The following is a 636-nucleotide window of genomic DNA, read 5'->3' on the forward strand; positions in this document are numbered from 1 at the left end:
ATACTGCGAAAATGAGTGGATAAATCATTCCACTTCCTCCTGTCCTGATCCCCATTGCGCGAATGCTGCTAGGACCTCGAATTGTTGAACAAAGTCCAATTTTTTATACGCCTCATAAACTTCTTTAGGAGGTCGATCATGAATAATCCCATCTGAGTAATCTAAAAAGCCAATGCTTCTAAACGGACGATATTTTTTATCTTTTTTCAACCACTCCAACACGATTTTCTGGTTGTCGTCTAGCTGTGGATGCTGATTATTAACTTTATCTAAAATTGATTGTAATTCCTCAAATCCTAAATCAGGTCTTTTAGTTTCAATTAGAGCTACATATTTATTAGTTTCGGTATTCAAAATAACCCCCTTACTAACAGTGTCTAATTCGATTACATATTTGCTCATCTTTCTACCACCTCAAACATCAAATCAAATAGGTCTTTCGCAATATTTAAAGTACTTGTATTTCATACTTTCCCACCTTCTAAAACTTTGAATGTACTTTTTCGTTCATCTTTTAATGCCTCATTAATTTCTTCTTTACTCCACGGAACAATCAATCGAACAGAATATTCAACAACCAAATCAACAAATTCATAGCGAAATCTATTGATAGACACTACTTCATATGCTATCCCC

Annotated in this window: 1 protein-coding gene; it reads right to left on the minus strand. The window is 34.4% G+C overall.

Going from position 1 to position 636, the window contains the following annotated elements:
* Positions 1-24: 24 nt before the first annotated feature.
* Positions 25-402: a hypothetical protein gene (locus tag AB3I00_RS14590; protein WP_368025613.1), complete on the minus strand. Its 378-nt coding sequence runs from the start codon at positions 400-402 to the stop codon at positions 25-27.
* Positions 403-636 lie beyond the last annotated feature (234 nt).

Source organism: Enterococcus sp. C76 (assembly GCF_040886985.1).
GTDB classification, from domain to species: domain Bacteria; phylum Bacillota; class Bacilli; order Lactobacillales; family Enterococcaceae; genus Enterococcus_B; species Enterococcus_B lactis.